Origin of the sequence: Kribbella sp., assembly GCF_035655035.1 — a bacterium.
Classification (GTDB): Bacteria; Actinomycetota; Actinomycetes; order Propionibacteriales; family Kribbellaceae; genus Kribbella.
Genome location: NZ_DASRVN010000727.1, coordinates 1 through 4,546, shown reverse-complemented (window position 1 = coordinate 4,546; position 4,546 = coordinate 1). Strand labels below are relative to the sequence as shown.

General features: G+C 69.3%; 8 protein-coding genes. 6 read left to right on the top strand and 2 right to left on the bottom strand.

Annotated elements, in window-relative coordinates; all coding sequences use genetic code 11:
* From VFF46_RS37525 to VFF46_RS37515, 3 genes are all read left to right on the top strand, one after another.
* A partial coding sequence (locus tag VFF46_RS37525; RefSeq protein ID WP_325042026.1) for a response regulator transcription factor occupies positions 1 to 355 on the top strand: 355 nt, incomplete at its 5' end.
* Between the two features lie 48 nt (positions 356 to 403).
* Positions 404 to 838: a metalloregulator ArsR/SmtB family transcription factor gene (locus VFF46_RS37520; protein WP_325042025.1), complete on the top strand. Its 435-nt coding sequence runs from the start codon at positions 404 to 406 to the stop codon at positions 836 to 838.
* Positions 835 to 1,803: a cation diffusion facilitator family transporter gene (locus VFF46_RS37515; protein ID WP_325042024.1), complete on the top strand. Its 969-nt coding sequence runs from the start codon at positions 835 to 837 to the stop codon at positions 1,801 to 1,803. The genes VFF46_RS37520 and VFF46_RS37515 overlap by 4 nt, the downstream gene beginning before the upstream one ends.
* Here VFF46_RS37515 and VFF46_RS37510 read toward each other — a convergent pair.
* Positions 1,757 to 2,275: a GNAT family N-acetyltransferase gene (locus tag VFF46_RS37510; RefSeq protein ID WP_325042023.1), complete on the bottom strand. Its 519-nt coding sequence runs from the start codon at positions 2,273 to 2,275 to the stop codon at positions 1,757 to 1,759. The two genes, VFF46_RS37515 and VFF46_RS37510, sit on opposite strands and share 47 nt — an antisense overlap.
* Positions 2,276 to 2,341: 66 nt before the next feature.
* On the opposite strand from VFF46_RS37510, the gene VFF46_RS37505 reads away from it, so the two are divergent.
* From VFF46_RS37505 to VFF46_RS37495, 3 genes are all read left to right on the top strand, one after another.
* A complete protein-coding gene (locus tag VFF46_RS37505; protein ID WP_325042022.1) occupies positions 2,342 to 2,614 on the top strand; it encodes a DUF1905 domain-containing protein in 273 nt (90 codons plus the stop codon).
* Between the two features lie 193 nt (positions 2,615 to 2,807).
* On the top strand, positions 2,808 to 3,110 hold the full coding sequence (locus tag VFF46_RS37500) for a hypothetical protein (protein ID WP_325042021.1): 303 nt from the start codon (positions 2,808 to 2,810) through the stop codon (positions 3,108 to 3,110).
* A 30-nt stretch (positions 3,111 to 3,140) separates the two neighbouring features.
* A complete protein-coding gene (locus VFF46_RS37495) occupies positions 3,141 to 4,253 on the top strand; it encodes an epoxide hydrolase (RefSeq protein ID WP_325042020.1) in 1,113 nt (370 codons plus the stop codon).
* On the opposite strand, the gene VFF46_RS37490 is transcribed toward VFF46_RS37495, so the two are convergent.
* Positions 4,243 to 4,546: zinc-binding dehydrogenase (locus VFF46_RS37490; RefSeq protein WP_325042019.1), on the bottom strand; the 304-nt coding region annotated here is incomplete at its 5' end. The two genes, VFF46_RS37495 and VFF46_RS37490, sit on opposite strands and share 11 nt — an antisense overlap.

Genomic DNA, 4,546 nt, shown 5'->3' with positions numbered 1-4,546 from the left:
CCTGTCCGCGTTGCGCGCCGGTGCCCGGGGGTTCCTCACGAAGGACGCCGACGCCGAGTCGATCGGACGCGCCCTGGAGGCAGCCGCCAACGGCCAGTCCATCCTCGACGCCGACGTCCAGCGCCTCCTGATCGAAGGCCCGGCCCCGAAGGCCCCCACGGACTCCGGCCTCACGCCGCGAGAACTCGAAGTACTCCGCCTGATCGCCGAAGGCCTGTCCAACACCGAGATCGCCCGCCACCTGGTGGTCAGCGAGGCCACCGTCAAGACCCACATCAACCACCTGTTCGCCAAGGCCAACCTCCGCGACCGAGCCCAGGCCGTCGCCTATGCCTACCGCCTCGGCCTCACCTGACGCACCGTGCTGCTGGCGGTTCGCGGGGTGATGCTTTACCGTGAACATATGAAGAGTTCTGCAGATGTGCACGACGCTTGCAACGTTCGGCTGGTGGATCCGGAGCGGGTGGCGAGTGTCGATGCCAGGATGCCGGGGGAGCAGGACATCGTCGACACCGCGGACGTGTTCGGGCTGCTCGGGGATCCGCGGCGGCTGAAGCTGCTGGTGGCGTTGCTCGACGGGGAGCTGTGCGTCTGCGATCTGGCCGCGATCACCGGGCTCAGCGAGTCCGCGACCTCGCACGCGCTCCGGCTGCTGCGCGCGCACCGCGTGGTCGCCGTACGGCGGGACGGGCGGAACGCCTTCTACCGGCTCGACGACGCGCACGTGCGGATGCTGCTGGATCTCGCCGTCGCGCACACGGAGCACACCGATGCCATCCATCCCGAAAAGGATGGTCATCCCGAAAAGGATGGTCACCCTGAAAGGTCCGACGCATGAGTGCCGGCCACGGGCATGGGCATGCCGTCAACGCGGCCGCCGACCGCAAGCTGCTCAGCGGCGCCCTCGCGCTGATCCTCGGCTTCATGGTCGCCGAGGTGGTCGTCGGACTCGCGGCCGGCTCGCTGGCCCTGGTCACCGACGCCGCCCACATGCTCACCGACGCGATCGCGATCGGCCTCGCGCTGCTCGCGATCCGGCTCGCCGCGAAACCACCGCGCGGCGGCTTCACCTACGGCTTCAAACGCGTCGAGATCCTTTCCGCGCAGGCGAACGGCATCACGCTCCTGCTGCTTGCCGCGTTCTTCGTGTACGAGGCGATCAACCGCCTGATCCACCCGCCCGAGGTCCAAGGCGCGCTGGTGCTGATCACCGGCCTGGCCGGCATCGTGGTGAACCTGCTCGCCACCTGGCTGATCAGCAAGGCGAACCGCTCCAGCCTGAACGTCGAGGGCGCGTTCCAGCACATCCTCAACGACCTGTTCGCGTTCGTCGCCACCGCGATCGCGGGCCTGATCGTGCTGCTCACCGGCTTCGCTCGGGCGGACGCGATCGCCGCGTTCGTGGTCGCCGTACTGATGCTGAAGGCCGGCATCGGCCTGGTCCGCGACTCCGGCCGGATCTTCCTGGAGGCGGCCCCGGCCGCGATCGACCCGCAGGCCCTCGGCGCCGAGCTGTGCGCGGTGGACGGCGTCGTCGAGGTCCACGACCTGCACGTCTGGGAGATCACGTCCGGCGAGCCGGCCGCGTCCGCGCACGTCCTGGTCGCGCAAGGGCTGGACTGCCACCAGATCCGGATCCGGATCGAGGAAGTGCTTGCTGAGCGCCACCACCTGACGCACTCCACGCTCCAGGTCGACCACGCGACCGCGGGTCGTACGGAGCACTGCAGCGACTCCCACGGCGCCGTACACCGGTCTACAACCGCTGGGACAGCACCTGACCCGGCCAGTCCGGCCCATTGACCCGCGGTACGGCGAACTCGGCGTCCCGCGTGAACCCCTGGCGCTCGTAGTACCGGACGAGCGCCTGGTCGTCGCCCGCGTAGCAGTCCACCCGTAGCAGCCGGACCCCGTTCGCGCGGGCGAGCTCGCGGGCGTGATCGAGCAGCGCACCGCCGAGGTTCTGCCCGGCGGAGGCGCGATCCGTGACGAGCAGCCGTACGTACAACTCGGGCTCGGTCGCGGGTGGTACGTAGTCCATCGCCGCCCCGACCGCGAGCGCCCCGACCACCCGGCCGTCCCGCTGGGCGACCCACAACTCGCCGTCGTCCGCGAAGCCGCTCACCTGGGCGATCCGGGCCGGGCTGGTCGAGTGCGGCGCCGTACCCCACTGCCCGGTCCGCCCACGGGCGACCAGCCACGCGGTCGCCCCGTCCAGGAGACTCAGAACCGCCGGTACGTCGTCCCGCCCGGCCCGGCGGATCGTGATCTGCACGGTTTTCAGAATAGTGTCGAAATCCGGACGGCAGCCTCTACCCAGCTGTGGAGAGAGGAGCTCACGATGAGCAAACTGGACAAGACGTTCACCGCGCCGCTGCAGAAGAGTGACGCCAAGGGTGGTTGGACCTACGTGCAGCTGCCGGGATCGGCCGAGTACTTCGGGACCCGCGGCCTGGTCAAGGTCCGCGGCACGATGGACGGGCACCCGTTCGAGAGCTCGTTCATGGCTCTCGGTGACGGGACCCACAAGCTGCCGGTGAAGGGCGCGCTGCGGGAACTGCTCGGTAAACAGCCGGGAGAGCAGATCACCGTCCATCTGGAAGAACGCCTCTGATGGCAGTGACTTCCATTTGATCTGAGATCACCGTCACAGCGGGTCATGTTCTGAGTAAGGACTCTGTGAAGAATCGGTCCTGACCCGCTGCTCGGGGTGGGGATCGGTTCGGCCGGACCGTAACGTCGGAGCGGGTGGTCCGACGAAGAGGAGTGAACGAAGTGCTACGGGGCTCAGCAGGCGTGCCGTTGGCATGCCCAACGTCAGCGGATCCGGGTTTTCCGTGCGCGCGCTGAACAAGGTGCTCGGCGTCGCCGGGGCGGTACTGCTGCTGGCCGGCGCGCTGCTCGGGTTCCGGACGGTGTCCTCGAGCGGGACGAGCTGCGGTTCGGCGTTCCGGCCGGCCGGCGGGATCACGCCGATGTCCTGCGACAACGCGCTGAACAGTGCCAGCACGCTGACCACGGTGGTCATCATCGCCGGCGTGCTCTGCCTGATCGGAGCGGTCGCGGTGAAGGTGCTCGGCGACCGGGGGCAGCAGAAAGTCACTGCCTGAGCCGTACGGTTCTGTGGCACAGTGCGGCGGGTGACGATCGAACCGTTCCGGCTGGACGCGCCGGAGAGTGAGCTCGACGACCTGCGCCGACGGCTCGACCTGGTGCGCTGGCCGTCCGAGCTGCCCGGGTCCGGCTGGTCGCGCGGCGTACCGCTGGAGTACCTGCAGGACCTCGTCGGGTACTGGCGGGACGGGTACGACTGGCGCGCCGCTGAAGCCCGGTTGAACACGTGGCCGCAGTACACGACCGTCATCGACGGCGCCACCGTGCACTTCGCGCACCTCCCGTCGACGTCGCCGGACGCGATCCCGCTGGTACTCACGCACGGCTGGCCCGGATCGATCGTCGAGTTCACGTACGTCGCCCCGCTGCTGAGCGACTTCCACCTGATCCTCCCGACCATCCCGGGGTTCACGCTGTCCGGCCCGACCCGCGAGGCCGGGTGGGAGTTCCAGCGGGTCGCCCGCGCGTGGACCTCGTTGGTGACACGGCTCGGGTACGACAAGTACGGCGTACAGGGCGGGGACTGGGGCGCCGCGATCTCCCGTGAGGTCGGGCGGATCGATCCCGAGCGCGTGATCGGCGTACACCTGAACCTGATCCCCGGCGCGGGTGCGACCGCCGAGCCGACTGCCGCGGAGCTCGCGGAGCTGGAGGCGGGGGAGCAGGAGCGGACGTGGGCGTCGTGGCGGCGGCAGCAGGAGTTCGCTTCGGAGCAGCAGGCGTATGCCGACCTGCAGTCGACCCGGCCGCAGACGCTGGCGTACGCGTTGACCGACTCGCCGGTGGGGCAGCTGGCCTGGATCGCGGAGAAGTTCGCGACCTGGTCCGACACCCCGATCGACCGGGACGTACTGCTCACCAACGTGATGCTGTACTGGCTGACCCGCACCGGCGGATCGTCCGGCGCGATCTACTACGAGCGCGCGCACGCGGCGTACTGGGGTCAGCCGCCCGAGCCGTCGCGGACGCCGACCGCGCTGCTCGACCTGGCGCACGAGAATTTCATCCCCTTGCGGCACAAGGCTTCGCAGAGCAACAACATCGTGCGCTGGACATCGCATCCGCACGGCGGGCACTTCGCCGCGCTGGAGCAGCCGGAGGTGCTGGCAGCCGACATCCGCGCGTTCTTCAGGGCTTGAGGATCAGCTTCCCGGTGGTGCGGCGGGCGAGCAGGTCCTCGTGTGCCCGCCGGGCCTCCTCCAGTGGGTACTCGGCGCCGACGATCGGGCGGAGCTGCTTGCGAGCGGTGAGATCGAGGAGCTGGCCGAGCGCGTGCTTGTACGGCGTTGGCGGGTCCATCGCCGGTACCAGCCAGAAGCCGGCCACCGAAAGGTTGCGCTGGGCAAGCGCACTCGGGTCGATCGGCGGCCGTCCCTCACGTCCGGCGTTGCCGTAGTTCACCAGCCGCCCGAACTCCGTCAGGCAGTCGAGC